This is a genomic window from Ruegeria sp. THAF33 (assembly GCF_009363615.1).
Taxonomy (GTDB): Bacteria; Pseudomonadota; Alphaproteobacteria; order Rhodobacterales; family Rhodobacteraceae; genus Ruegeria.
Genome location: NZ_CP045384.1, coordinates 1,889,429 through 1,914,048 on the forward strand (window position 1 = coordinate 1,889,429; position 24,620 = coordinate 1,914,048).

Annotated in this window: 27 protein-coding genes; 17 read left to right on the forward strand and 10 right to left on the reverse strand. The window is 56.9% G+C overall.

Features of this window, described 5'->3' with window-relative positions:
- Positions 1–52: 52 nt before the first annotated feature.
- Positions 53–571, reverse strand: a complete 519-nt coding sequence (locus FIU92_RS09485) for a hypothetical protein (RefSeq protein ID WP_152458334.1) — start codon at positions 569–571, stop codon at positions 53–55.
- A 283-nt stretch (positions 572–854) separates the two neighbouring features.
- On the opposite strand from FIU92_RS09485, the gene rpsF reads away from it, so the two are divergent.
- The 6 genes from rpsF (at position 855) to FIU92_RS09515 (ending at position 4,639) form a co-directional block, all read left to right on the forward strand.
- Positions 855–1,208 (forward strand): 30S ribosomal protein S6, encoded by a 354-nt coding sequence (gene rpsF, locus FIU92_RS09490; protein WP_152458335.1) that lies wholly within the window; start codon positions 855–857, stop codon positions 1,206–1,208.
- Positions 1,209–1,236: 28 nt separating this feature from the next.
- Complete coding sequence (gene rpsR, locus FIU92_RS09495) at positions 1,237–1,464, forward strand: 30S ribosomal protein S18 (RefSeq protein WP_005608650.1); 228 nt, start codon at positions 1,237–1,239, stop codon at positions 1,462–1,464.
- A gap of 12 nt (positions 1,465–1,476) precedes the next feature.
- On the forward strand, positions 1,477–2,097 hold the full coding sequence (gene rplI / locus FIU92_RS09500) for a 50S ribosomal protein L9 (RefSeq protein WP_152458336.1): 621 nt from the start codon (positions 1,477–1,479) through the stop codon (positions 2,095–2,097).
- Positions 2,098–2,253: 156 nt separating this feature from the next.
- Positions 2,254–2,739 carry a lytic transglycosylase domain-containing protein gene (locus FIU92_RS09505; RefSeq protein WP_171167611.1) on the forward strand — a complete coding sequence of 162 codons (486 nt, stop codon included), beginning with the start codon at positions 2,254–2,256 and terminating at the stop codon, positions 2,737–2,739.
- 236 nt (positions 2,740–2,975) lie between these two features.
- Positions 2,976–3,677, forward strand: a complete 702-nt coding sequence (locus tag FIU92_RS09510) for an autoinducer binding domain-containing protein (protein ID WP_152458337.1) — start codon at positions 2,976–2,978, stop codon at positions 3,675–3,677.
- A gap of 107 nt (positions 3,678–3,784) precedes the next feature.
- Positions 3,785–4,639: an acyl-homoserine-lactone synthase gene (locus FIU92_RS09515; protein WP_152458338.1), complete on the forward strand. Its 855-nt coding sequence runs from the start codon at positions 3,785–3,787 to the stop codon at positions 4,637–4,639.
- Positions 4,640–4,739: 100 nt separating this feature from the next.
- Here FIU92_RS09515 and tig read toward each other — a convergent pair whose 3' ends face one another.
- The 3 genes from tig to FIU92_RS09530 form a co-directional block, all read right to left on the reverse strand.
- A complete protein-coding gene (gene tig, locus FIU92_RS09520; RefSeq protein ID WP_152458339.1) occupies positions 4,740–6,071 on the reverse strand; it encodes a trigger factor in 1,332 nt (443 codons plus the stop codon).
- Between the two features lie 184 nt (positions 6,072–6,255).
- A complete protein-coding gene (locus FIU92_RS09525; protein WP_152458340.1) occupies positions 6,256–7,380 on the reverse strand; it encodes a porin in 1,125 nt (374 codons plus the stop codon).
- 308 nt (positions 7,381–7,688) lie between these two features.
- Positions 7,689–9,290 carry an NAD(P)H-hydrate dehydratase gene (locus FIU92_RS09530; protein WP_152458341.1) on the reverse strand — a complete coding sequence of 534 codons (1,602 nt, stop codon included), beginning with the start codon at positions 9,288–9,290 and terminating at the stop codon, positions 7,689–7,691.
- Positions 9,291–9,461: 171 nt separating this feature from the next.
- Between FIU92_RS09530 and FIU92_RS09535 the strand changes: the two genes are divergently transcribed.
- The 5 genes from FIU92_RS09535 (at position 9,462) to FIU92_RS09555 (ending at position 13,986) form a co-directional block, all read left to right on the forward strand.
- Entirely contained in the window at positions 9,462–9,800 is a 339-nt protein-coding gene (locus tag FIU92_RS09535; protein ID WP_152458342.1) for a P-II family nitrogen regulator, read from the forward strand.
- Positions 9,801–9,841: 41 nt separating this feature from the next.
- Positions 9,842–11,248, forward strand: a complete 1,407-nt coding sequence (glnA, locus tag FIU92_RS09540; RefSeq protein WP_152458343.1) for a type I glutamate--ammonia ligase — start codon at positions 9,842–9,844, stop codon at positions 11,246–11,248.
- A 126-nt stretch (positions 11,249–11,374) separates the two neighbouring features.
- Complete coding sequence (locus FIU92_RS09545) at positions 11,375–12,022, forward strand: MSMEG_1061 family FMN-dependent PPOX-type flavoprotein (RefSeq protein WP_152458344.1); 648 nt, start codon at positions 11,375–11,377, stop codon at positions 12,020–12,022.
- A 66-nt stretch (positions 12,023–12,088) separates the two neighbouring features.
- Entirely contained in the window at positions 12,089–12,877 is a 789-nt protein-coding gene (locus tag FIU92_RS09550) for a lytic transglycosylase domain-containing protein (RefSeq protein ID WP_152458345.1), read from the forward strand.
- A gap of 197 nt (positions 12,878–13,074) precedes the next feature.
- The gene (locus FIU92_RS09555; protein WP_152458346.1) at positions 13,075–13,986 is read left to right on the forward strand and encodes a hypothetical protein; all 912 of its coding nucleotides are present in this window, start codon (positions 13,075–13,077) and stop codon (positions 13,984–13,986) included.
- 36 nt (positions 13,987–14,022) lie between these two features.
- Here FIU92_RS09555 and FIU92_RS09560 read toward each other — a convergent pair whose 3' ends face one another.
- Complete coding sequence (locus tag FIU92_RS09560; protein WP_152458347.1) at positions 14,023–14,766, reverse strand: DUF3445 domain-containing protein; 744 nt, start codon at positions 14,764–14,766, stop codon at positions 14,023–14,025.
- A 123-nt stretch (positions 14,767–14,889) separates the two neighbouring features.
- Between FIU92_RS09560 and dddP the strand changes: the two genes are divergently transcribed.
- Positions 14,890–16,233 carry a dimethylsulfonioproprionate lyase DddP gene (dddP, locus tag FIU92_RS09565; protein WP_152458348.1) on the forward strand — a complete coding sequence of 448 codons (1,344 nt, stop codon included), beginning with the start codon at positions 14,890–14,892 and terminating at the stop codon, positions 16,231–16,233.
- A 10-nt stretch (positions 16,234–16,243) separates the two neighbouring features.
- Here dddP and FIU92_RS09570 read toward each other — a convergent pair whose 3' ends face one another.
- The gene (locus FIU92_RS09570) at positions 16,244–16,438 is read right to left on the reverse strand and encodes a hypothetical protein (RefSeq protein WP_152458349.1); all 195 of its coding nucleotides are present in this window, start codon (positions 16,436–16,438) and stop codon (positions 16,244–16,246) included.
- Between the two features lie 274 nt (positions 16,439–16,712).
- On the opposite strand from FIU92_RS09570, the gene FIU92_RS09575 reads away from it, so the two are divergent.
- On the forward strand, positions 16,713–17,927 hold the full coding sequence (locus tag FIU92_RS09575; protein ID WP_152458350.1) for a bifunctional alpha/beta hydrolase/OsmC family protein: 1,215 nt from the start codon (positions 16,713–16,715) through the stop codon (positions 17,925–17,927).
- Between the two features lie 30 nt (positions 17,928–17,957).
- Here FIU92_RS09575 and FIU92_RS09580 read toward each other — a convergent pair whose 3' ends face one another.
- The 3 genes from FIU92_RS09580 to FIU92_RS09590 form a co-directional block, all read right to left on the reverse strand.
- Positions 17,958–18,287, reverse strand: a complete 330-nt coding sequence (locus FIU92_RS09580) for a hypothetical protein (protein WP_152458351.1) — start codon at positions 18,285–18,287, stop codon at positions 17,958–17,960.
- Positions 18,288–18,297: 10 nt separating this feature from the next.
- Positions 18,298–18,858: a hypothetical protein gene (locus tag FIU92_RS09585; RefSeq protein ID WP_152458352.1), complete on the reverse strand. Its 561-nt coding sequence runs from the start codon at positions 18,856–18,858 to the stop codon at positions 18,298–18,300.
- A 174-nt stretch (positions 18,859–19,032) separates the two neighbouring features.
- Positions 19,033–19,365, reverse strand: a complete 333-nt coding sequence (locus tag FIU92_RS09590) for a hypothetical protein (protein ID WP_152458353.1) — start codon at positions 19,363–19,365, stop codon at positions 19,033–19,035.
- 88 nt (positions 19,366–19,453) lie between these two features.
- On the opposite strand from FIU92_RS09590, the gene purB reads away from it, so the two are divergent.
- From purB to FIU92_RS09610, 4 genes are all read left to right on the forward strand, one after another.
- On the forward strand, positions 19,454–20,758 hold the full coding sequence (purB, locus tag FIU92_RS09595) for an adenylosuccinate lyase (RefSeq protein ID WP_152458354.1): 1,305 nt from the start codon (positions 19,454–19,456) through the stop codon (positions 20,756–20,758).
- Positions 20,759–21,132: 374 nt separating this feature from the next.
- A complete protein-coding gene (locus FIU92_RS09600) occupies positions 21,133–21,675 on the forward strand; it encodes a tetratricopeptide repeat protein (protein ID WP_152458355.1) in 543 nt (180 codons plus the stop codon).
- A gap of 96 nt (positions 21,676–21,771) precedes the next feature.
- Positions 21,772–22,845 carry a flagellar motor switch protein FliG gene (locus FIU92_RS09605; RefSeq protein WP_371419748.1) on the forward strand — a complete coding sequence of 358 codons (1,074 nt, stop codon included), beginning with the start codon at positions 21,772–21,774 and terminating at the stop codon, positions 22,843–22,845.
- 138 nt (positions 22,846–22,983) lie between these two features.
- Positions 22,984–23,907, forward strand: coding sequence for a lysophospholipid acyltransferase family protein (locus FIU92_RS09610; protein ID WP_152458356.1), 924 nt, complete (start codon positions 22,984–22,986; stop codon positions 23,905–23,907).
- Here FIU92_RS09610 and FIU92_RS09615 read toward each other — a convergent pair whose 3' ends face one another.
- Positions 23,908–24,609, reverse strand: a complete 702-nt coding sequence (locus tag FIU92_RS09615; RefSeq protein ID WP_172978480.1) for a thioredoxin family protein — start codon at positions 24,607–24,609, stop codon at positions 23,908–23,910. It lies immediately after the preceding gene.
- Positions 24,610–24,620 lie beyond the last annotated feature (11 nt).

Consider the following 24,620-nt stretch of genomic DNA (forward strand, 5'->3'; position numbering starts at 1 on the left):
ACACAACCTTTTTCGAGTCACAACATCTGTTCCTTTTTGAACAGAACAAAGTTCAGCCGAAAATTGTTACGCTCTTGCTCAGTTGCCCTTTCAGCGCTCGGCTGACATCCGCCGATTCAAGGGGCAGCTTCATCAAAAGGCTCCCGTCCACATCAAACAAGTGGACTTCGTTTTCTTCAAAACGTGCACCACCCAGCGAGTCATAGCTGCGGCGAAGCACCGTCTGAGGGCGTCCGTCTTCGTTCTTTTGCAGAACACGGACTTCGCGGCGGATCGGGTCGAAATAGGCATCCGGGCGCTGATCAAGAACTTCAATTGTCAGCAAACTGACACCGACGATCAGAAACAGCATGGATGCCACCATCTTGATCGGCCAGACATCTGCACCCACGATCGAACCCGGCATCAGCCACATCGAAAACGCCGAAAAGATCAGGAACGCTCCGACCAACCGCGCCAGGATCAAACGGGCCTTCCAGTTTGGCGCGAAGGCAATCATTACCGGCACCGAATGCTCAAAGCGCGAGCCTGCCGCCTCTTCCCGGTATGTGTTTGTATTGGTCGCGGTCATAACACTTCACCTTTTATCAGGTTACTGTCGAATTTCTGTTTGGTCCGGGTAACGTCCGGTATGCAAAACAACTTTGAGCCGAAAAGCGTCAGCATTTGGGCGGCCCAAAGGAAATTGGGCGGCGTCTCAAAGGCATATGTGGCGGGGCTTGCTCCTGCGGTTCAAACGTGTATACGGGGCCATCCTTCGCAATCAGATGAATCGCGCAGCCTCTCGTGGCAGGGTCGCGGAGGACCGGATGGCCCCGCCTATGAAATGCGCCTTGACATAAACAGGAGTGCACATGCCACTGTATGAGCATGTAATGATCGCGCGTCAGGATCTGTCCAACGCGCAGGCGGAAAGCCTCGTCGAACATTTCGGCACCGTTCTGGCTGACAACGGCGGCAAGCTTGTCGACAGCGAGTACTGGGGCGTCAAGACGATGGCCTACAAGATCAACAAGAACCGCAAAGGCCACTACGCCTTCCTGAAAACCGACGCGCCCTCGGGTGCGGTTCAGGAAATGGAACGCCTGATGCGCCTGCATGATGACGTCATGCGCGTTCTGACCATCAAGGTTGACGGTCACGAAGACGGCCCGTCGGTTCAGATGCAGAAGCGTGACGAACGTGGCGACCGCCGCGAGCGTCGTTGATCACCGCCTGAGGAAAGGACACTAAACCATGGCCGCAAAACCATTTTTCCGCCGCCGTAAGGTCTGCCCGTTCTCGGGTGAGAACGCGCCGAAAATCGACTACAAAGACACTCGTCTGCTGCAGCGCTACATCTCTGAGCGTGGCAAGATCGTACCTTCGCGCATCACCGCCGTTTCGGCGAAAAAGCAGCGTGAACTGGCCCGTGCTATCAAGCGCGCCCGCTTCCTCGCCCTGCTGCCCTACGCCGTGAAGTAAGGAGAGACTGACATGCAAGTTATCCTTCTGGAACGCGTTGCGAAACTGGGTCAAATGGGCGACGTCGTTGACGTCAAGCCCGGCTACGCCCGCAACTTCCTGCTGCCTCAGGGCAAAGCTCTGAGCGCCTCGGACGCCAACATCGCGTCGTTCGAAGCCCAGAAAGCGCAGCTTGAGGCACGCAACCTGGAAACCAAGAAAGAGGCTGAAGCACTGGCTGAAAAGCTGGACGGACAGCAGTTCATCGTGATTCGCTCGGCATCGGATGCTGGCGCTCTGTACGGCTCGGTCACCCCGCGTGACGCCGCAGAGGCTGCAACCGAAGCCGGTTTCACCGTCGACAAAAAGCAGGTTGTTCTGGTCAATCCGATCAAGGAACTGGGTCTGCACTCGGTTGCAGTCAAGCTGCACCCCGAAGTCGAAGTTGAAATCAAGATGAACGTGGCGCGTTCGGAAGAAGAAGCCGAACTTCAGGCCTCGGGCAAATCGATCCAGGAACTGGCCGCCGAAGAAGAAGCAGCCGCTGAATTCGAGATCGCCGAACTGTTCGACGACATCGGCTCGGCCGCATCCGAGGACGAAGAGCTGGCTGCGGAAGCCGCTCCTGCCGAGGAAGACGAAGCCAAAGCCTGATCCGGCAAGGTTTCAAGCAAAACAAAGGCCGTGCTTCAGCGCGGCCTTTTTTCTTGTCTCCGAGCCAAACCAGCAAATTTTAGCCCAACTCCATCCATAATCTTGCAGCCAAATACTCAGGCCATATCATTGCAACTCGAAACCCCGGAGAAACGTATGCCCCTGTTCACCCGTCGCAATCTCATGGCACTCTTACTGACAGCCCCGTTGGTTGCCTGCGGTGCAGGAGAAGTATCCAAGGCGGAGACACAACAATTCAATCCTCCGCTCTATCCAAACGAAACGCCGGAACTTCGCGCGTCGATCAACAAATGGGCGGACCACTACGAGCTTCCGCGAGAGCTTGTTCACAAGCTTGCTATTCGTGAAAGCACGCATCGCCCCTGGGCGGTCAACCGACCCTATTATGGGTTGTTGCAAATCCTCCCGGCCACCGCGCGATCCATGGGATACACCGGAAACGCCAAAGGCTTGTTGGACGCGGACACCAACCTTGAGTTCGCCGGGAAATACCTTCGTGGCGCCTGGCTTTTGTCTGATGGCAACCAGGATCGTGCCATATTTCTTTATGCCAAGGGCTTTTACCCCGAGGCCAAAGCGCGCGGATTGTTGGTGGAAACTGGGCTGAAACCCGCCAACTGACGGTGATTAGCGTCAGAAAGCCGCGTGAAATTAGCACTTTTTGCCGAATAGTGACAAAAATGTTCTATTGAATGTCTCATTATTTGGAATTGCGCAGACAATTAGTACCTCGCCTTGTCATGTTTAGGAAAGTATGGTGTTCTGGCTCGGTGAGGTAAACGGGTTCCACTCTGTGTTATATGCATGCTCGACGACACCATCGGGCTGTAAGATGGGCCGCAGCTGGTAGGCACCACATGGAAATTGTCGATCTGAGCACTCTGCCGGATTCAGAAGTTCGATACACCGAATTTCTAAGGCAAATCTGTGAGAAGCATGATATGGATCATGCTGCTTATGCTGGCATGAACCCTGCTGCCGGCACGGTTGCCGGCTTTGTTACCTATGACGACGCATGGAATGAGCACTACCAAAACCAGGGTCTGATCATGATTGATCCGACCATCCATATGGCCCGCCGCAGCATCGCGCCAGTGGATTGGAGCCGACTTGAGCGCAGCCCCGACTTCCAACGTGTATTCCGGGATGCCCATGATTTTGGATTGCCAAACCAAGGCGTTACAATTCCCGTGCGGGGTCCATACGGAGATATCGGCCTGCTGAGCGCAACGCGCAATTGCAGCAAAGAGGAATGGCGCAAGCTATACACGCATGTCATCAGTGACTTGCAATCGATGGCAGTGCACATCCATGACAATGTGGTTTCCTCAGACGAATTGACCAGCGCGCTGTATCATCCAACACTTTCCAGACGTGAGACAGAGATCTTGCAGTGGGTTGCGGCAGGGAAATCGCAGCAGGACATCGGCGATATTTTGTCCATTTCGCACCGAACCGTAGAAGTGCACTTGCGTTCCAGTCGAGAAAAGCTTAGTGCGCTGACCACCCCTCAGGCCGTTGGCCGGGCGATTGCAATTGGGCTTATTACCCCAAGTTAAACAAAAAAAACGCAAAATTTCGCCAAAATACGGGAAACCCCCAATAGAAAAATCCCCTGTGTCCGGTAACGTCTAAGTTACCGAACAACCACTCGAAGGGGGAAGAAATGATCATCGTGGTAGATGGCCTGAACAGACATATGTTCAGCGAAGTTCTTGATGAAATGTTCGAGTTGAGAGCAAGAGTTTTTGGCGAACGCCTGGGATGGGACGTCAACATTGAAGATGGCAAAGAGATCGACGAGTTCGATCACCTGGACCCGGCATATGTGATCGGACTCGACGATGAGGGGAATGTCGTCGCAGCCGTGCGTGCCCTCCAGACCACCGGACCACACATGTTGTCGGATGTCTTTTCGGCGATCCTTTGCGGCGAAGCACCACTTCGCAGTGCGACCATGTGGGAATCGACCCGGTTCTGCGTCGACACGCAACGGCTCACGCGTGGCAAAGAAAAGAACTCGGTCTCCTACGCGACTTGCGAGTTGATGATCGGATCTTTGGAATATGCGAAGAATGCAGGTATTCAGGACATCATCACCGTGATTGATCCGGTTATGGATAGGGTGTTGAAGCGTTCGAATTGCGCGCCTTACGACTATGTCGGTAAGACAGTTCCAATGGGTAAGGTTCACGCATTGGCCGCTCTGCTGGACTGCACCGAAGAACGCATCGCCGGCCTGCGTGAATTTGCGGGCATTCACAACGACGTCTTTATGGACGAAGAAGAAGCGTTAGCTCTGTTTGCCGCGAAGAAAGCCGCAGCACAGAACCCCGCGAACCAGGATCACAAACCACTCACCGATCTCGAGAAATATTTTGTGGAACAGATGAGCGCCGCAAAAACAGAAGCTGAACGGCAGGATGTCCTCAAGCTGATCGAAGCGCTCACGGATACGTTCACGCCAGAGCAAAGAACCGCTCTTTTGGAAACCCCCCGTGCTTTTGCTCATGAGGCCTGACCCCCTCACCTCATAGATACAAAAGCCACCCATGCGGAGCCGTCTGATTGCAGGCGGCTCCGTTTTTTGTCCCTTCTTTTGACGAAGGGAAGGAAGAGGATTACTCCTCTTCCAATGCGTCAACGGCTTTCTTAAGGTCATCTTTGCTGACTTCCTTGTCAGTGACCTGAGCCAGCTCCAACACGTAGTCCACAACCTTGTCTTCAAAGATCGGGGCACGCAGCTGCTGTTGCATCTGTGCGTTCTGTTGAACGAACTCGAAGAATTGACGTTCCTGACCCGGGTACTGACGTGCCTGGTTCATGATCGCCTGTGTCATCTCAGCGTCGGTAACTTCAACTTCGGCCTTCTGGCCCAGTTCAGCCAGCAACAGGCCCAGACGCACGCGACGCTCGGCCAGCTTGGTGTGCTCGTCCGTGGGCTCGATCGGGTCATGGTCGTGGCCTTCGACTTCTGGGTTTTCTTCGTGCCACAGTTGATGCGCAATCTGCTTGGCTTCGGCTTCAACCAGCGACGACGGCAGATCGAACGACACCTTCTCGTCCAGCGCATCCAGCAAAGCGCGCTTGATCACGGCGCGCGATGCACCTGCATATTCAGCTTCCAGGCGCTCTGCGATCTGGCTTTTCAGGGCTTCAAGATCTTCGGCACCGAATTTTTTAGCCAGTTCGTCGTTCACTTCCGCAGCAACCGGTTCTTTGACTTCCTTGATGGTGCAGGTGAAAATAGCGTCTTTGCCCGCCAGATGCTCGGCGCCGTACTCTTCAGGGAACGTGACGTTGACGTCTTTTACTTCTGCGGCTTTCACGCCAACCAGCTGCTCTTCAAAGCCGGGGATGAAGCTGTTCGAGCCCAGAACCAGCGGGTAATCCTCTGCCGAACCACCTTCGAATTCCTCGCCGTCAACCTTACCGACGAAATCGAACACGATCTGGTCGCCGTCCTTGGCTTTTGACCCCTTGCGGCGCGCTTTGAAATCCTGAGCGGTTTCCGCCAGATTGTTCAGCGCTTCCTCGACGGCTGCTTCATCAGCCTTGACGATCAGCTTTTCCAACTCGACCGATTTCAGATCAACTTCCGGGATCGCTGGCAGCGCCTCGTAAGACATGGCGACTTCTACGTCATCGCCTTCTTTCCAGTCCTCATTGGTCATCTTGACCTCGGGCTGAAGCGCGGGGCGATCACCACTGTCTTCGAAATGCTTGTTCATGGCGCCGTCGATGGTTTCCTGCATCGCCTCGCCCAACAGGCGCTGGCCGAACTGCTTTTTCAGCAGCGCCATCGGCACCTTGCCTTTGCGGAAACCTTTCATTTCGATTTCCGGCTGCGCTTCGGTCAGCTTTTCATTGACCTTCTCGTCCAGCTCGGCTGCTGACACAACGATGTTGTAGCCACGTTTCAGACCTTCGTTCAGCGTCTCGGTAACCTGCATTATGGTAGTCCCCATAGGATTCGGGGCGCGCAAAAAGGGCGCGCCGGGCAAATTTGAAGCCTTCTATTTGCCCTGCCGCCCGCGTGCAAGGGGCAAAGGCTGAATCCAGTGGTATTTGATCGCCAAAACCGCAAAAAAGAACGCCCCGGAAACCGGGGCGTTCGCGCTTGTTCCAGCCAGACAATCAGAACTTCCAGCGTGCGCCCAGAACCCATGCTTCGTTGTTGTCGAATGAAGAGCCGTCATCGAAATCGTGGTTGCGGTATTTCAGATAAACATCCGTGTTGATCGGCTCGACTTTCTGCACGACCGCGATACCCCAGGCTTTGGTGTCAGAACCGTTGCTCTGGAAATCCGAGCCATCATAATAGTCGATACCGACGCCGGTCTTGCCCCAGGACACCCAGTTGCCTTCGTACGAGATCTTACCGTACCAATAGTTCGGATCCGTGGCACCGGCCTGATCATCGTCGCGCGTACCGCCCGCAATCGTAAAGCCCAACCCGCTGGGAAGCAGGACGGAAGCGGAACCGATCGTATCTTTGCGATCCCCCGAATTGTCATCCCGGTCTCTTACCGAATAGGCCACGGCTGCTGCGAATTCCACACCACCGGCAAAGGTGTTTTCATAAAACAGACCGACATCGTAGTAATCGTCATCGTCGCTGCTGGACAAAATGTTCTGACCATAAGCGAAACCGGCGGAAAACCCGTTGAACGACGGCGTATCATACCGCACACGACCACGCCGCGCGCCGTCAAAGTTGCTGGAACTGTCACCAACCGTAATACCGCTCAGCATACCGGTCGTGTCCCGATAGAAGAACCCTGCATTTTCATCGTTGGTAAACGAATACAGCGCGGTTCCGACATATGACAGATCAACTTCTGCGGCGCCATCAGCGACCATGCTGCCCTGACCTGCCGAAAACTTGCCGTAGCCACCTTTCAGCGAAAAATCCACATGGCGAATGTCTTCGCGATTCCAACCATCTGCGTTGGTTCCGAATTGATCGGCAGACGCCGAACCCGGCAGGCCAAGGCCTGATTCAAACCAAAATTGGAATTCGTTGCTTCCATATGGCTGCACAAGACGCAGGCCAACACGGCTGTTCGACAGATCGTTGTCGAGAACACGGGTCTCGGTATCCTGTCCGTCATCCACCGAGATCAAGGCGGGGTGCAGTTGTCCATACAGCAGCACATATCCGCCACTATTGTTTTCGTATTTCATTTCCGCCACAGCCGGGATGGCGGTCGTCGCAGTCAGAACAGCGGCTACTGATATCGGTTTGATGTTAAGGGTCATTTCACTCACCATGAAAGGTTCGGGGTTCAGGTACTGTCCATTTGTTTACGAACTGCGAGCGTTCCAGTGGCCCGCATTCACTCCCTCGCAAGAATTGCAAATTCGCAACATGGCATATCGAAAAATTGGTTATTTTTTATTTTATTTCATACAGTTACGAATCCATTCGAAGATCCAAAGCACAGTGTGCAAATAAATTGTGACGTCCAGCCATGCATCTGGCAAACATTCGGTCTGCACTGATGTGAACCTTGACGGCGGATTTCCGCCGACTCGCCGTGAATTGAGCCGTTCCACGCCCAACAAACTCAAATATTCAACTTTCTGAAAACTGCCGGCACCTGTTCCGGCAAATCTTCCGCGATCAAACCCGGCCCGAACTGGCGCGCACACTCCACATGCAGCCACGCCGCAGTTTCCGCCGCTTGCATCGGTGCCAAACCTCGCGCCAACAAACCTGCGATGAACCCTGTCAGCACATCGCCAGACCCGGCCGTCGCCAACCAAGGGGCCGCTCTTTCGTATACGGCCAAGTTGACCACGCACCGTCCATTCGGCGCAGCGATCACCGTGTCCGGGCCCTTGAACAGAACCACGCACCCAGCCCGCTTTGCGGCAGTACGCGTCGCATCCACCTTGGAAAACGCCGGGCCGTTGGCCGGTTGCACGTTCATTTGCGCGGCAATGTCAGGGAACAACCTTGCAAATTCCCCGCCATGCGGTGTCAGTACGCATTTGTCGTGCAATCGCGCGATCAGGGCGCCGGGATCCTCGGCAAAAGCTGACAAAGCATCCGCATCCAACACGGTCGCCCGCCGTGCAGCTAGGACAATCGGCACCAGCGCCCGCGCCCGCTCGAATTCCAGCGCAGGCCCAAGGCAGAGTGCATTCAGGCGCGTATCCTCAAGAATTTCAGGCAATCCATTAGCCCCATCAACCCGCTGCAACATGAGAGCCGTGATCTGGCTGGCCACCTCCATCTGCGCAGACGGCGGCACGCCCAGCGTCACCAGCCCCGCTCCAACCCGCAAAGCCCCCCGCGCCGCCAAACGCGCGGCCCCTGTTTTGCCCGCCCCCCCAGACAGGATCAAAGCATGACCATGTGAGTATTTGTGGCCAACCGAAACTTTCGAAAGCTTCACCCCGTCAGCCTCGGTCGTGTGAACGATCTGACCGTCTTCCAGTGTTTCAAGCCCGATCGATTTGGTTCGTACCGTCCCGCAGGTCACCGGACCATCACCCAGTACATGCCCAAGCTTTTTGCTGTGAAACGTCACCGTCATGTCCGCAACAATCGCCTGACCAAGAATGCGACCACTGTCGGCGCACAAGCCGCTTGGCGCGTCAATTGAAACGACCTTTACGCCTCGCTCTCGCAGCAGGTCTCTGACCGGCGCATTGGCCAGCATGGAGAACGCCCCTGCAAATGGCCGGGTGAGACCCGTGCCAAAAACCCCGTCGACAACCAGATCAATGCTCTTTGGAAACCCAAGAACATCATCCGCCAACGGGGCGGAGTCGAAAGCGAAGACGCGAACCTCGTTCTTTGCCCCCCATTTCTCATAATTCACCCGCGCATCCGGAGGCAGCTTTTCCGGGTCTCCATAAAGGAACACCTCAACCGCCCACCCCTGCTTCTGCAAAAGCCGCGCCACGACAAACCCGTCACCCCCATTGTTGCCCGGTCCGCACAGCACCACTGCGCGCAGCGGGCCCTCTTCATCTGGCCCTAAATATCCCGGGGAGCGCGAGGGGCTGGCCCCTCGCCTGTCCAACACGGGCCATTCTTCGAAAATCGCGTCAACAACACCCCGCCCGGCCCGCTCCATCAGCTCCAGACCGGTCACGTCACCAGACTTGATGGCGGCCTGCTCAATGGCCCGCATCTGTGCCGCTGTCAGCAATTCCATCCTTTCACCCCTTGCTCGATTCAATTTTGATTACTTTTTATGCAAGTCGCTCAAAAAATAGCATACAGCCGTTTTTCAAAGCACCCCGACCCGCACGATATCGCAATCACATTGCCGCCCGATCTTAGACGTGATCACTGCCCCTGAGACAACCATTCAAGGTGAGCCGGGATGAAAAAGATCGAAGCGATCATCAAGCCGTTCAAACTGGACGAAGTGAAAGAGGCATTGCAGGATGTGGGCGTCCAGGGCCTCAGCGTCATCGAGGTCAAGGGTTTCGGTCGCCAGAAAGGCCATACCGAATTGTATCGCGGCGCGGAATATGTCGTCGATTTTCTGCCCAAGGTAAAGGTCGAGGTCGTATTGGACGACGACCAGGTCGACGCCGCGATCGAAGCCATCGTATCGGCCGCCAAAACCGACAAGATCGGAGACGGCAAGATTTTCGTCTCGCCCGTCGACCAAGCCATTCGCATCCGGACCGGCGAGACCGGCTCGGAAGCACTCTAACTCACAACATTACTGACACATCTATCAGAAGGACCAAGGGAATGAGCGCAGACGCAGTTCTCAATACAATCCGCGAAGAAGACGTCGCATATGTCGACATCCGCTTCACCGACGTGCGCGGCAAACTACAGCACGTCACGGTGGACGTCGATCTGGTCGACGAAGACTTCCTGGAAGAAGGCTTCATGTTTGACGGCTCGTCCATTGCAGGCTGGAAATCGATCGAAAACTCGGACATGAAACTGATCGCCGACACGACTTCGGCTTACATCGACCCGTTCTATGCGGAGAAGACACTGTGTCTGCACTGCTCGATCGTTGAGCCCGACACCGGTGAAGCCTATGGTCGCGACCCGCGCGGAACCGCGCAGAAAGCCGAAGCCTACCTGAAGTCCAGCGGTATCGGTGACGTTGCCTATATGGGTCCCGAAGCTGAATTCTTCCTGTTCGATGACGTTCGTTTTTCCAACAGCATCAATAAAGTATCTTTCGAAGTTGATGCAACGGATGCGTCGTGGAACACCGACACCGAATACGAGATGGGCAACATGGGCCACCGTCCGGGCGTCAAGGGCGGCTACTTCCCGGTCAACCCCATCGACGAAGCGCAGGACCTGCGTTCGGAAATGCTGTCGACCATGAAACGTCTGGGCATGAAGGTCGACAAGCACCACCACGAAGTGGCCTCGTGCCAGCACGAGCTGGGTCTTGTCTTTGACAGCCTGACCAAGCAGGCCGATGAGCTGCAAAAGTACAAGTACGTCATCCACAACGTGGCACACGCCTACGGCAAATCGGCCACTTTCATGCCCAAGCCTGTCGCAGGTGACAACGGCACCGGCATGCACGTGAACATGTCGATCTGGAAAGATGGCAAGCCGCTGTTCGCTGGCGACAAATATGCCGACCTGTCGGACGAGGCGCTGTACTTCATCGGCGGCATCCTGAAACACGCCAAGACCCTGAACGCTTTCACCAACCCGTCGACCAACAGCTACAAGCGCTTGATCCCCGGGTTTGAAGCCCCCGTTCTGCGGGCCTATTCGGCACGTAACCGTTCGGGTTGTGTGCGTATCCCATGGACTGAAAGCCCCAAAGCCAAACGTGTCGAGGCGCGGTTCCCCGATCCGTCATCCAACCCCTATCTGGCGTTTGCCGCCCTGCTTATGGCTGGCCTGGACGGTATCAAGAACAAGATCAACCCCGGCGAGGCGATGGACAAGAACCTGTACGACTTGCCCGCCGAGGAACTGGCCGACATCCCGACCGTCTGCGGCAGCCTGCGTGAGGCTCTGGAAGCTCTGGCATCCGATCACGACTTCCTGCTTCAGGGCGATGTGTTCACCAAAGACCAGATCGACGGTTACATCGCACTTAAGATGGAAGAGGTGGAAACCTACGAGCACACTCCGCACCCGGTGGAGTACGGCATGTACTACAGCTGCTAAGCTGAGTACGGAAACGAATTGCCAGGGCGCCCCTTCGGGCGCCCTTGTCATGTCTGCCCACACGGTTTGACGCGCCGCCGTTGATCCAACAGACTGGTGAAAACACGCCCGGCCGGAGATGACAGCATGCCTTGCGATACCTCACCTTTCTCGAAATTCACAAACCTTGTGACATCCGAACAGGAGCTGAGGAGGATCTCTGGCCATCCGCTGCCACAGATCACTGCCAAGGAGGTGTCCTCCCTCGATCAGATGTGTCGCGATTTCATAGCGACCTCGCCCTTTTGCCTTATCGCTTCGGCCAACACGGATGGGCATCTTGATGTTTCACCCCGTGGTGACCCGCCCGGCTTTGTTCAGGTGCTGTCCGATACCCTGATCGCGATCCCGGATCGGCCGGGAAACAAACGCGTGGATACGTTTCACAATGTTCTCAAGGATCCGCGCGTCAGCGTCCTGTTCTTTGTTCCGGGCAAGATGGAAACGCTCCGCATTCGCGGCACCGCCCGCATCTGTGCTGACCCCCGTTTGCTTGAAACCATGGCCATTGACGGGCACCCACCCAAACTGGCGCTGCTCATCCATGTCGAGACAGCATTTGCACACTGTCCCAAATGTGTAATCCGCGCACATCTGTGGCAACCCGAAGACTGGCCGGATTCGACCCATCTGCCAAATATGAATGCGATGATGGTGAAACACGCCCGCATCAATGCCACGCCTGAGGAATGGTTCGAAACGCTCAGGAAAAAGGGCGAGCTGGACCTTTATTAACCGCTTTGCCCAAGACGCAGCCCACGCTAGGCTAACCGCAGATTTCAATTCCATCGGATTACGCCCATGTTTCGCCTTGCCACCATTCTTGCCCTTTCCCTGACGTCCCCGGTTCTGGCCGCACCCTGTGGCAACACCAGCGCTGGATTTGAGGCGTGGAAGGCCGATTTTGCCAAACAGGCACGCAAGGCGGGAGTGAAAAAGAAAGGTCTGCAAGCGCTGTCTCAGACCCAATATGCCACGCGCACCATCGCCGCGGACCGCAATCAAAAAAGCTTCAAATACTCGCTGGACAAATTCATGCGTGTTCGAGGGGCCGATACAATCGTCGCACAGGGGCGCAAACGCAAAGCCGCCAACCCGAACTATTATGCCGCGCTTGAGCGGCAATATGGTGTTCCTGCGGGTGTTCTGATCGCCATTCACGGCATGGAAACCGGCTTTGGCAATTTCATGGGCGACAGTCAGGTTGTTTCCGCAATCACAACACTGGCCTATGATTGTCGCCGGTCAGAGTTCTTTATTCCCCACGCAATTGGGGCACTGAAACTGGTCGACATGGGCAGTATCACGATGGCGACAAAAGGGGCAAAACATGGCGAACTGGGCCACACGCAATTCCTGCCCGGCAACGCCCTGACCTATGGTGTCGATGCTACGGGCGACCGGCGCGTGGACTTCTACAACATGACGGATGCATTGGCCTCAACCGCCAATTTCCTTCGCCAGAAAGGGTGGAAACCGGGACGCGGCTATCAACCCGGAGAACCAAATTTTCGCGTCTTGCAGCAGTGGAATGCTGCCTCGGTCTATCAGCAATCCATCGCAATAATGGCTGCCCGAATCGACAATTAGCCCCGCCGCACCGTCAACACGCGCCGCACCTGATTTCGCCACATTTCCGCCACAGTGACAAACAAAAGCCTTTAGTTGCTTGGTTTCCAAAGCGTAACCAATCGCTGGGAAATTTCACTTTTTTGCATTTTTCGCCAAATTCTCTCCAAGATGGGGTGCTAGTCTTTGAATAACAGAACGCAGAAAAGGACGGGGCAGTGGCTCGGAAGCACAGCTACCATGGCGGCCTGCAATTTGATGGCGACGCAACCGGCGCAATAGAGCGCTTTGGATCCATCGTTGCCACGACGCTGGAAGACTACGGTCATCTGGTCGAGCGCAAGGCCCTGCTCAGCGCGACCGAGGCCAGCATCGTCTCGAGCCAGTATCTTGTGCGGATGACTCTGGATACAGGCGCCTCCGGGCAGCAGGACCGCTACGAGCGCATGGATCGCGCCGCAGGGTTGAAAACCATAACAAAGCCCCGCGTGTCGCATCCCCAAAACAGGTTGGTGCTGACAATTACGCCAGTCTCGCCACTTTTGGACGACGCCGAGATTTCGGAACTGATGCTGGTGGTCACTCTGTATCGCATGGTCGATATCTGTTCGACCCGACGGGTTGAATGGTTGTCGCCGCACACGGTTCTTACAGTCGAGCACTTCATGAGCGCCTTTGACACCCTGACACCAAGCCGAACAACGCGGGATCGAAAGCAGATCTTTCAATCACTGACCGGACAGTTCGCCGGGATGCAGCAGTCTGGACAGGATGACACGATCACTGCCCTACACTCTCCTGCCGCGCGTCCAATTCAACTGACCGACGAACAATTGCTCAGCATCGCGTTCCGAAGCGACGAGGCAGACCTGCCCGCCCAGATGGACGCACGCGGGGCCATCGCGGATGATGATGACAAGCCAAGCGACATCCTGCGCCTTAGTAGTTGGTGCATGACCGGAGTTTTGGCCAGCATTTCAGCGCCAATTGCCGTATCGATGGCCGCAGTCAACCTGATCCGGGGCGAGGATTTCCGCCTGAACACACAGGTGCTCGTGCTCACATTCGCCATTGTCGCGCTGAACGCCAGCAACGCGTTGGCTGATGTAGCGGGTGCCTTGGGCATGTAAAAGAATTATCGAAGACCCTCCTAGGAGGCCCCGCCATCAGGCGGGGTTTTCCGTTTTTGGGATCGCGTTTGCGGCCAGAACGTATGTGTGGATGGAAAACACGACCGCGTTGGTTTTCGGCAAACGCAACAACGTCTGCCGCTCGCTTCGCAGATAAGACGCCTGACGCCGGTCCCGTATTTCGCGCGGCTCACTGGCACTTCGAGGTTGGAACAACTCCGAGTCTTCGTACCACAGGGCGTTGAAGCGCCACAGCGGGCGACCGGGTTGAATACCGTCAAACAGCCTCTGTACCCGTTTCGCGACATTGGCGTCATAGCTTTCCACGGGCACGTGGATATCAATCAGCGGCCGCATGAATTTCTCGGACAAGCGCCAACTGGCAGGAAAACACAGAATGGCACCCGTCAGAACATGCTCATTTCCCCGTTTCTGAAGAATGCAGAAGTCCTCCTGCACCAGCCTGCACAGCGTATCAAGCGGACGGTCGCGGTCGATCGCGACGGATACGCCATCCGGCCTTGCGGCCTCTGCCACGGCCGTGGGATATGTCTGCATCAGCACCAGATCCAGCAACTCCACCGCGGCAGGTTTGGCCCCAGGATCAAGCGCAAGAACATCGTCGCGCCGCTCAGACAGAATTTCTTCGCGGCGCCGCATCTGGTCGGCAAAAGCCTCATCCTGATGCAGCCAGTTTTCCATGGTTGCCGGTTGAATACCCGGCAAAGCGCGTGGGTTTTCGACATCATACGGGATCTTGTTTTGCAGAATACGAGTCATGCCGGGGGCTTAGCATGCGCAGCATTTCTTGTCGGTCGAAAACGACAACCTCGCCGTCGCATTTTTCTCAGACGATTGGTCGTGGCGGATGAATTGTAATTGGAACAAGCAACGAGGCCAGCCATGAACCAGCACTACCGAGACGCGCGCAAGATTGACCCCAGCCGTGGCACGACATTGGGCGATGGTACGCCAAACGAAAATGACCGGATCGAGATTGGTCCGACGCAGCTTGCGTTTGACGAGTGGGCCGCCGCGGGGCTGGAACTTCCCAATCTGGCACGGATGCGGGAACACCGCTGGAAGCGGCTGACACAGGCCGTCGTGGATCGCGGCTATGGCGGTTTGCTGATTTTTGACCCGCTGAATATCCGCTATGCCACCGACAGCACGAATATGCAGCTGTGGAACACCCACAATCCGTTTCGGGCGGTTTTGCTGTGCGCGGATGGCTATATGGTGATCTGGGATTACAAGAACTCCCCCTTCCTCAGCACCTTCAACCCACTTGTGCGCGAGCAGCGCTCGGGCGCTGACCTGTTTTACTTCGACCGGGGCGACAAGGTTGACGTGGCCGCAGATGTGTTCTCGAACGAAGTACGCGTACTGATCGAAGAACACGGCGGCGGCAACATGCGCCTGGCCGTCGACAAGATCATGCTGCACGGATTGCGCGCGCTCGAGGCGCAGGGGTTCGACATCATGGAAGGCGAAGAGCTGACCGAGAAGACCCGCGCCGTCAAAGGGCCCGACGAAATCCTGGCCATGCGCTGCGCCAGCCATGCCTGCGAAACTGCGGTTGCCGAAATGGAACGGTTTGCCCGTGCCAATGTCGGCGACGGCAAGACCTCGGAAGATGATATCTGGGCTGTCCTTCACGCCGAAAACATCAGGCGTGGCGGTGAGTGGATCGAAACCCGCCTGCTGGCTTCGGGTCAGCGGACCAACCCATGGTTTCAGGAATGTGGCCCGCGGATTACCCAGCAGAACGAAATCATCTCGTTCGACACCGACCTGATTGGTTCTTACGGGATTTGCATCGATATTTCTCGCAGTTGGTGGATTGGCGATCAGAAGCCGCGCGAGGACATGATCTATGCCATGCAGCACGCCCATGAACACATTTTGACCAATATGGAGATGCTCAAGCCCGGCGTGATGATCCCCGAACTGACCGCAAATTCCCACAGGCTGGACGAGAAGTTCCAGGCGCAGAAATATGGCTGTCTGATGCACGGCGTCGGGCTTTGCGATGAATGGCCGCTGGTTGCTTATCCGGACAAGGCGGTTGAAGGGGCCTACGATTATCCGCTGGAACCCGGAATGGTCTTGTGTGTCGAAGCCTGCGTGGGCGAAGTGGGTGGCGATTTCAGCATCAAGCTGGAGGATCAGGTTCTCATAACCGAAGACGGATATGAAAACCTGACGAAATACCCCTTCGATGCCCGGTTGATGGGGCTCGAGTGAGGCCGGCGCCTCATTCTGACCAATGAGACCGGCGCACGTTGCCGTGCCAGTCTTCGACAGTTGGACTTACCTGAGCCTGCGGCCCGCTGAAAACTGCGGGCCGGGATTGCCCGACGGCAAAACCCACGAGGCCAGCCAGAACAATCGCCATGACTGTACCGGGAAGTATCTTTGGAAGGTGTGCGGCAGCGTCTGCATGTGCCATCTGCGTCTCCTTTATCAATTGCTGTAGGCCGTAGATGGGCCTGATTGCGACATAAGTGAAACGAATGTTTGTTCGGTTTTGCATCACACACATTGATGGAGCGCCAAACACCCCCAATTAGCGGCCACGCCTGTCACCGCCCGTGGCATCTTTCGGATTGCAAGACGCTCGCTTGGTTCTCACCTTCCCGTGACGCGTTTGACATAAGGGTTGTGACCCGGCGGGCTTGACCACAGTATTGGGGATGTTTCCCCGAACCGTTCAAGGAGCCGACATGCCCACGGAACGCATCACTTTTGCCGGACATGACGGCAGCCAATTGGCCGCGCGGCTGGATTTGCCGGATGGTCCGGTCCTTGCGACGGCCCTGTTTGCCCATTGCTTCACCTGTTCCAAGGACATACCTGCGGCCCGGCGCATTTCGGCCCGCCTGGCGGCCATGGGAATTGCAGTGCTTCGGTTCGACTTTACCGGCCTGGGTCATTCCGAAGGAGAATTCGCCAACACGACTTTCACGTCGAATGTCGAGGACCTGATCTCGGCCGCGCAATATCTGGCCGGACGAAACATGGCCCCTGCCCTTCTGATCGGTCACTCGCTTGGCGGTGCGGCGGTTTTGCGGGCGCGTGCCGGAATTCCGACGGTCAAGGCCGTGGTCACCTTGGGCGCACCGGCGGATCCCGGCCACGTGTCCCATCATTTCGAGGATGCCCTGCCCCAGATCGAACAGGAGGGCAGCGCCGAGGTCACCTTGGGCGGGCGCCCGTTTCGAATTGGCAAAGCGTTCGTGGATGACATTGCGGGATCGGCCCTGTCTGCCTCGATCGCTGATCTCAAGGCCGCTTTGCTGATCCTGCACGCTCCTCGGGACGAAACGGTCAGTATCGACAACGCAAGCACCATCTTTCTGGCTGCAAAGCACCCAAAAAGCTTCGTCACCCTCGACGATGCCGATCACCTGATCACACGGGCCTCTGATGCTGAATATGCCGCGGATGTCATCTCGGCTTGGGTCTCGCGCTACCTGAAACTTTGCCCCCCCGCGCCACCCCCGGGTGCGCCGGAAGGTGTCGTTCGCGTGACAGAGGCGGATCCGAATGGCTTCATGCAGGATATTCAGGCCGGCCCGCACCATCATGCGGTTGCAGATGAGCCTGCCTCTTATGGCGGCACGGATAAGGGCATGTCGCCTTATGGCTTTGTCTCATCCGGCCTCGGCGCCTGCACGTCCATGACGATAAGGATGTATGCGCGCCGCAAAAAATGGCCGCTGACCAGTGTCAGCGTCGATGTCTGCCATGACAAAGTTCATGCTCAGGATGCCGGTTTGGCAAATGAGGGCAAAGTGGATCAGTTCCGCCGCAAAATCCGCCTGAGCGGCCCGCTTGATCAGGAACAAAAACAGCGCCTGCTGGAAATCGCAGACAAATGCCCGGTTCACCGGACACTTGAAGGCTCGGCGCATATCACGACCGAACTTCTTACCTGAGAAAAGGCCGCCGGACAGGCGGCCTTTTGATTATCTGCGGCGAGGTGCCGGGCGATGGATCGGTGGCCGCGCGGCAGGTGGCCGGGCCACCGGGGGTCGCGGCCGTGCAGGCGGTTTGGCAACCGGTGGATTCGGACGCTCGGGACGCACGGGCCGATCAGGTCGATTTGGGCGGTCCGGGCGGTCGATATCAACATTCACATCGACATCGCGATAGTAATCGTTCCACAGCATCGAGTCATAGAACGGGTCATACCCGTATCCGACGCCGACCGTTACGCCGTCACAGGCCGACAACGTCAAAGTCGCGGCCCCCAGCCCCAATGCGAGGGAAATCCGTTTGATCAGTCCAATGCGCATCTTGCCCCCCTCACAGAAGCGACCGGAACGACGCGAAAACGGCGTTCAAATCTTCGGCGAAATCCGGGTCTGCCCCGTCCCGCAGGATGGCAACAGCTATGGCGACACGGTTGCGCGGCAAATCAATGACAGTGGCCGTGAAGTTCACCCCCTTGCCATCGCGGCGCCCCGTCCCCCGAAAGACACGGGCGGGCAACCCGCCGATGCGGGTGTCGCTGGTGCTGGTAAGGGTCGGGTCTTTGACCAGAAACTTGTCGATGTCCTGCAAGTAGCGGACCCCATCCTGAATGGTTGCAACCCCTGAAGGTGAAACAAACCCCATCCAGACGTTGTCGTCCGTTACGGGGCGCAGCCCCATGACCCGAGCCACCGCACGCGGATCATCCAACCCGGTGTCTTCGATCTCACGCGGGCCGCCAGTGCGCAGCACCCAGAAATCGGGCACGTCGAATCTAAACAGAGCGCGACCATCCTCGGTATATGTCACCGGAGTGTCGGCCAGTGCTGATCCTGCCCCACCCAGCCAGACAGCGGCGCAAGCGGCAAGAATTGGAGATGATAATAAACGCATATCTCAATAACCTGATGATTTCTTCGCCCTCAGCTTGACCGCTGAAAGCGCGACTTGTCCAGCACTGCGTTGCAAAGACCCAGGAAAACCGCGTTCAGGTATTTCCCTTCCCCTCACATGTCGCCAGACTCTTGCAAGCATCACGCCCCAGTTTTTCAGACAAATACATGAGTTCTATTTCGCATAGACCCCGACGGTCTGGCCGCCCGCATCATCAACGAAACGGATCGCGTCCCCGTTTTGCCAGACGTCATAGCAGGCCCACAAATCGGAAGGTGGCCATATCGAGCAGTATTGATCCCCTCTCACCGCCCAGCGCCCGACACTGGGCCCGCCCGAAAAATACTGCGTGGTCATGCTGGCTTCGAAAACCTGCCAAACACCCGAGCCGTATTCCAGCTTCTTGCCCGCCAAGGCTGACAGGATTTCCTCTCCGGGCAGTTTCTGGAAGTCTCCGGCCGTCAAAACACCCGGCCAAAGGGCGAAAATCAGGGCAAACCGTCTCATACCTGCTCTCACATCTTGTTCCCTTGCGCACAGGCGGCTAAACCCCGCGCCAACGCCTCATCCCAATCACATAAAGGTGCTGCCGCCAATGATTCCCCGTTATTCCCGTCCTGACATGGTTGCCATCTGGTCGCCCGAAACCAAGTTTCGCATCTGGTTCGAAATCGAGGCGCATGCCTGCGATGCCATGGCCGATCTGGGCGTGATCCCGCGCGAGAATGCAGAAGCCGTCTGGAAAGCCAAGGACGTGGAATTCGACGTCGCCCGCATCGACGAGATCGAAGCCGTCACCAAGCATGACGTCATCGCCTTTCTGACCCATCTCGCCGAACATGTCGGCAGTGAAGAGGCCCGGTTCGTGCACCAGGGCATGACCAGTTCGGACGTGTTGGACACCTGCTTCAACGTCCAGCTGACGCGTGCAGCGGACCTTCTGATCGCCGATCTCGAAGGGCTTTTGGCAGCGCTCAAGCGCCGTGCGTTTGAACACAAGGACACGGTTCGCATCGGCCGCAGCCACGGTATCCACGCAGAGCCCACGACAATGGGCCTGACCTTTGCCCGGTTCTATGCCGAGATGGACCGCAACCTGTCCCGTATGCGCGACGCCCGTGCGGAAATCGCAACTGGGGCCATCAGCGGCGCCGTCGGAACATTTGCCAATATCGATCCCGCCGTCGAGGAACATGTTTGTGACAAACTGGGCCTTGTGCCCGAACCGATCAGCACCCAAGTGATCCCGCGTGATCGCCATGCGGCCTTCTTTGCGACGCTTGGCGTCATCGCCAGCAGCATCGAAAACATCGCCATCGAAATCCGCCACATGCAGCGGACCGAGGTTTTGGAGGGCGCAGAATTCTTCTCGATGGGCCAGAAAGGCTCGTCCGCCATGCCACACAAGAAAAACCCGGTACTGACCGAGAACCTGACCGGGCTGGCCCGCATGGTACGCGCGGCAGTGATCCCGGCAATGGAGAATGTCGCGCTCTGGCATGAACGCGACATCTCGCATTCCTCGGTCGAGCGCATGATCGGTCCGGATGCCACGATTACACTGGATTTTGCGCTGGCCCGTCTGACCGGTGTGATCGACAAGATGCTGATCTTCCCCGAAAACATGCTGGAAAACATGAACAAATTCCCCGGTCTTGTCATGAGCCAGCGTGTTTTGCTGGCTCTGACCCAGGCAGGGGTCAGCCGTGAGGACGCCTATGCCATGGTCCAGCGCAACGCGCTGAAGGTTTGGGAACACCGCACCGATTTCAAACAGGAACTGCTGGCGGACGCCGATGTAACTGCCGCGCTCAGCCCCGAAGAAATCGAAGAGAAATTCGACCTCGGCTATCACACCAAACACATTGATACGATCTTCGCCCGGGTATTCGGCGAATAACGTAGGTCTCGACGCCGCCTTCCCACGGCCCGGTCTGCATTTCACAGGCCGGGCCTTGTTTTTTGCCAGACTGCCCGAAATCGGTTATTCTGTGGATGTTTTTTTGGGGAGAGGCACCATGATCCGTACCGTTCTTTGCTCGCTTGCACTTGTTTGCGTGGCATCTTCCGGCCTTGCATGCAGCGGGCATTCCAAACAGACGCAATCCTGCGCACCCGGCACAACCTGGGACACTGAAACGCAAAGCTGCGCGAAATCGGTCAACAGCTGACGAATTTCTGTCCGACTTGTGAATAAAAGCAACCGTTCCACTGTTAGCTTTTTTGTAGATCGCACTATGATTTTGTGAGCAGCCCCGAGAACGGAGTAAGAATATGCGCCTTTTGTTAGCTTCAGCCCTCGCTTTGCAGGCCTTCGCCTTTGCCCCGGTGGTCCACGCCGCAGGCGGCGACAGCAGCAGCCCGCCGAAACCGACGAATACGACCAAGAAATGTTTGTTCGGTCGGGTCTATGACGAAGCCAGAGGCCGGTGCGTCAAACCCAACAAAACCAACCTGTCGGAAGATCAGCTTTACGACGCCGTCCGCGAACTGGCCTATGACGGGCAATACGGGCACGCGCAGGATATCCTGCGGATCATGGATCAGGACGACGACCGTGTGCTGACCTATTGGGGCTTTACCTACCGCAAGATGGGCGAGCTGGAGCTGGCGAACGTCTTTTACCAGAATGCCATCAATTCCAATCCCGACAATCTTCTGGCGCGCAGCTACATGGCGCAAGGCTTTGTAACCGAAGGCAAAACCGATCTGGCAATCGAGCAATGGCGCGAGATCAAGGCCCGCGGCGGCGAAGGGACCTGGGCCGAGACGTCTCTGCGCGAGGCCATCCGGACAGGGTTGACCTACAGCTACTGAGGTTCAGGGTTATTTAACCCAACTCCCGCTAATCTGCCCGTGGTTCGGAAAATTTGGCATTACGGGCAGATGCAGGACACAAACGCTTTGATACAAATGGCAAATGGGGGGTCTGCCCCACTTGCCGCGGGGGATGAACACGCGCCGCAAGTCGTTCCGCGCACATTGACCGGTAGTCAAAAAGCGGCCGTTGTCGTGCGCCTTCTGTTGAACGAGGGCGCCGATATTCCACTTGAGGAATTGCCTGACGACCTGCAAGAGACATTGACCCATCAACTTGGGCAAATGGGCCTTGTGGATCGTGTAACCCTGGGCGCAGTGGCCCGGGAATTCAGCGACGCTCTGGACAATGTCGGGCTGGCTTTTCCACATGGGCTTGCAGGTGCATTGGATGCGGTGAACGGAAAGATCGCACCATCGACGGCCGCGCGCCTGCGCAAGCTTGCCGGGGTGCGCCAGATCGGCGATCCTTGGCAACGCCTGCGTGACGTATCCGTTGAGGATCTTGCCAAAATGGCCCAGTCGGAAAGCACCGAGGTGGCGGCCGTCATGCTTTCAAAGATGGATACCGCACAGGCGGCGCAGATGCTGGCCCATATGCCGGGCCCGGTTGCGCGGCGCATTACCTATGCCATCTCGAAAACAACAAATGTCACCCCCGAAGCGGTCGAACGTATTGGCTGGTCGCTGGCCGCGCAACTGGATCAGCGGCCTGCTCAGGCTTTCGACAATGGTCCCGACGCACGCGTGGGCGCGATCCTGAACCAGTCGGCGGCCGCAACACGCGACGACTTGTTGAACGCATTGGACGAAGACGACGCCGAATTTGCGGATCTGGTACGCCAATCGATCTTCACTTTTGCCCATATCCCAAGCCGTATCGCGGCCCGCGATGTTCCCGCCATCCTGCGTGAAGTGGAACAGCCGGTTCTTGTCACCGCATTGGCAGGTGCCGCCGCAAATGATGACAAGGCCTCCGTTGAATTCATTCTGTCAAACATTTCGTCCCGCATGGCCGATAATCTGCGCGAGGAAATGGCCGAACGTGGGCGCGTCAAACAATCGGAAGCCGAAGATGCCATGACACAGGTCGTGGCCGCCATTCGCGTTCTGGTCGATGCCGGTTCCATTGTTCTGATCGAAAGCGATGACGAGGAAGATGCAGCCTGACCCCGCGAACCCACGAGTATTGCGCGATCCGGCCACCTGCTGCGGGTTCAGGTTTTCCGCCCGTCTGGGCGCTTGAGCTTGCAGGCATCGGGCTGTATGTCTTTCTCAGCAATTCGCAACACGCGGTGAGACACCTCCATGCCCGTTGAAAAGTCGGAGCTCAGCCGGTTTGAGCTTGGGAAATACTATGTCGCCAACCTGTTTCTGCAGGGGGTCATCCGCGTTATGCGCATGCTTCCCTATGAGCGGCGTATTGCAACGATGGGGGCCATCGTGCGGTTTCTGGCACCTGTTGTCGGGTTTCGCAAACGTGTTCGTCGGAATCTGAAGCTTACTTGCCCGGACTTGCCTGAAGCCGAAGTCAGGCAGATCTGCCGCGATGTGCCGGACAATGCCGGTCGTGCGATCATGGAGCATTTTTCACCGGAAGACTTTATCGAACGACAGAGCAAGGCCAAGATTTCTGGGCCAGGTATCGCTGCATTTGACGCGGCTGTTGCCGATGGGCGTCCGGTCATGATGATTACGGCGCATTTCGGTCACTACCTGGCAGCGCGCATCGCCTTGCAGACATACAGCGGTCAGCCCATCGGCTGCCTGTATCGGCGGATGGCCAACCCGTATTTCAACGACGCTTATGTCGAATCCTTCTACAAGACAGGCGCCCCGATGTTCGAACAGGGGCGGCGCGGTATGGTCGAGATGGTACGCTCGTTGAAAAAGGGCGGGATCATTGCCATCGTTTCCGATCTTCACGCAATGGGCGGTGAAGAATTGATGTTCTTCGGTAAACCCGCCGTGACATCCGTTCTGAACGCCGAGTTGGCCATCAAATACAATGCCGAGCTGATTCCGTGTTACGCGGTGCGTCAGCCCAACGGTATCGATTTTGAGATCGTTCTGCACGAACCGGTTCCGCACACGGACCCAAAAACCATGACCCAGTTCACCAATGACGATCTGGAAAAGATGGTGCGGCAGCATATGGGGCAATGGTTCTGGATTCACCGTCGCTGGAAACACTGGAACGGGTTGGGCATCAAACCGGAAGAAATGCCCTGATCACTTGACCCGGGTGGCGGCAACAATCGGCCCTTCCCCGGCCCTTTGAACCAGAACGACTGCCGGCAGGTCCAAACCAAGCTGAACCGTGAATGATTGCGGTGCAGTTCCATCCCATTGCCCCGCAATCTGCCAGGCCTCAACGACATTGGCATAGTCCAGCTCGTGCCCGGCCAGCTCTCCACGACGGATCGAAGCGTGACGCATGGGAGAATACTGAACCACATGCACGTCATAGGTATCGCCTTTCGGCAACTCGACGGGCGTCACATCCACTGTCACTTCATCGGCTGAGCGCACGGACGTCACAAGCGCTTCGGGCGCTGCTTTCAGATGCGCTTCGATCAATCGATCAAGTTCACGGGATTGCGCCCCGACGATGTCGTGCTGCCCGTTGATCACCATCTGCGGGGTATAGATCATGGAACGCCCCCCCTCGCGGGCATAAGCCCGCTGCCGAAGCGTATGATCGGGGTTCGCATATTCGTCCTTCCACCCGATATAGTCCCAGTAGTCGACATGCAAAGCGAGCCCTATGACGTCGTCGCGCTTGGCCAAATCATGCATGATCCGATCCGCCGGCGGGCAGGATGAACACCCCTGAGACGTGAACAGCTCGACCACAACCGGGTCTTCCTCGGCCGCGACCTGTACCGCCACAAGGCAGGAAAACACGGTGGTCAAGGCAATGGATCTGAACATGAGAACTCTCG

Excerpts from the sequence above, each read along its gene's own strand:
- FIU92_RS09485 (WP_152458334.1), bottom strand. The coding sequence starts at position 571 with ATGACCGCGACCAATACAAACACATACCGGGAAGAGGCGGCAGGCTCG.
- rpsF (WP_152458335.1), top strand. The coding sequence starts at position 855 with ATGCCACTGTATGAGCATGTAATGATCGCGCGTCAGGATCTGTCCAAC.
- rpsR (WP_005608650.1), top strand. The coding sequence starts at position 1,237 with ATGGCCGCAAAACCATTTTTCCGCCGCCGTAAGGTCTGCCCGTTCTCG.
- rplI (WP_152458336.1), top strand. The coding sequence starts at position 1,477 with ATGCAAGTTATCCTTCTGGAACGCGTTGCGAAACTGGGTCAAATGGGC.
- FIU92_RS09505 (WP_171167611.1), top strand. The coding sequence starts at position 2,254 with ATGCCCCTGTTCACCCGTCGCAATCTCATGGCACTCTTACTGACAGCC.
- FIU92_RS09510 (WP_152458337.1), top strand. The coding sequence starts at position 2,976 with ATGGAAATTGTCGATCTGAGCACTCTGCCGGATTCAGAAGTTCGATAC.
- FIU92_RS09515 (WP_152458338.1), top strand. The coding sequence starts at position 3,785 with ATGATCATCGTGGTAGATGGCCTGAACAGACATATGTTCAGCGAAGTT.
- tig (WP_152458339.1), bottom strand. The coding sequence starts at position 6,071 with ATGCAGGTTACCGAGACGCTGAACGAAGGTCTGAAACGTGGCTACAAC.
- FIU92_RS09525 (WP_152458340.1), bottom strand. The coding sequence starts at position 7,380 with ATGACCCTTAACATCAAACCGATATCAGTAGCCGCTGTTCTGACTGCG.
- FIU92_RS09530 (WP_152458341.1), bottom strand. The coding sequence starts at position 9,290 with ATGGAATTGCTGACAGCGGCACAGATGCGGGCCATTGAGCAGGCCGCC.
- FIU92_RS09535 (WP_152458342.1), top strand. The coding sequence starts at position 9,462 with ATGAAAAAGATCGAAGCGATCATCAAGCCGTTCAAACTGGACGAAGTG.
- glnA (WP_152458343.1), top strand. The coding sequence starts at position 9,842 with ATGAGCGCAGACGCAGTTCTCAATACAATCCGCGAAGAAGACGTCGCA.
- FIU92_RS09545 (WP_152458344.1), top strand. The coding sequence starts at position 11,375 with ATGCCTTGCGATACCTCACCTTTCTCGAAATTCACAAACCTTGTGACA.
- FIU92_RS09550 (WP_152458345.1), top strand. The coding sequence starts at position 12,089 with ATGTTTCGCCTTGCCACCATTCTTGCCCTTTCCCTGACGTCCCCGGTT.
- FIU92_RS09560 (WP_152458347.1), bottom strand. The coding sequence starts at position 14,766 with ATGACTCGTATTCTGCAAAACAAGATCCCGTATGATGTCGAAAACCCA.
- dddP (WP_152458348.1), top strand. The coding sequence starts at position 14,890 with ATGAACCAGCACTACCGAGACGCGCGCAAGATTGACCCCAGCCGTGGC.
- FIU92_RS09570 (WP_152458349.1), bottom strand. The coding sequence starts at position 16,438 with ATGGCACATGCAGACGCTGCCGCACACCTTCCAAAGATACTTCCCGGT.
- FIU92_RS09575 (WP_152458350.1), top strand. The coding sequence starts at position 16,713 with ATGCCCACGGAACGCATCACTTTTGCCGGACATGACGGCAGCCAATTG.
- FIU92_RS09580 (WP_152458351.1), bottom strand. The coding sequence starts at position 18,287 with ATGCGCATTGGACTGATCAAACGGATTTCCCTCGCATTGGGGCTGGGG.
- FIU92_RS09585 (WP_152458352.1), bottom strand. The coding sequence starts at position 18,858 with ATGCGTTTATTATCATCTCCAATTCTTGCCGCTTGCGCCGCTGTCTGG.
- FIU92_RS09590 (WP_152458353.1), bottom strand. The coding sequence starts at position 19,365 with ATGAGACGGTTTGCCCTGATTTTCGCCCTTTGGCCGGGTGTTTTGACG.
- purB (WP_152458354.1), top strand. The coding sequence starts at position 19,454 with ATGATTCCCCGTTATTCCCGTCCTGACATGGTTGCCATCTGGTCGCCC.
- FIU92_RS09600 (WP_152458355.1), top strand. The coding sequence starts at position 21,133 with ATGCGCCTTTTGTTAGCTTCAGCCCTCGCTTTGCAGGCCTTCGCCTTT.
- FIU92_RS09605 (WP_371419748.1), top strand. The coding sequence starts at position 21,772 with ATGGCAAATGGGGGGTCTGCCCCACTTGCCGCGGGGGATGAACACGCG.
- FIU92_RS09610 (WP_152458356.1), top strand. The coding sequence starts at position 22,984 with ATGCCCGTTGAAAAGTCGGAGCTCAGCCGGTTTGAGCTTGGGAAATAC.
- FIU92_RS09615 (WP_172978480.1), bottom strand. The coding sequence starts at position 24,609 with ATGTTCAGATCCATTGCCTTGACCACCGTGTTTTCCTGCCTTGTGGCG.